The organism is Chryseobacterium sp. SIMBA_028 (assembly GCF_046535285.1).
Taxonomy (GTDB): Bacteria; Bacteroidota; Bacteroidia; order Flavobacteriales; family Weeksellaceae; genus Chryseobacterium.
Map to the genome: position 1 here is coordinate 1 of NZ_JAWRWZ010000502.1, position 257 is coordinate 257.

General features: G+C 43.6%; 1 protein-coding gene. It reads left to right on the plus strand.

The features are described from left to right. Positions 1-257, plus strand: a 257-nt coding sequence (locus tag SCA31_RS24270) for a DUF4294 domain-containing protein (protein ID WP_410699539.1), incomplete at both ends; no start/stop codon positions are given.

Here is a 257-nt window from a genome sequence, read left to right on the forward strand (position 1 = left end):
TGCCGCACTACAACAGTACAGAGATATCCAGAAAGACATGGATGATATGGACAGCAAGGCTAAGCGAAAATTTGTGAGAGAAAGACAGAATATGCTGGCCGACCAATATGAAAAGCAATTACGCGACCTGACAACTACCGAAGGACAGGTTTTTGCAAAGCTTATGAACAGAGCAACCGGTAAAAACGTGTATGAGATCATAAAAGAGCTTAGAGGCGGATGGAGTGCCTTCTGGTGGAATGTAAAAGGAAAGATGG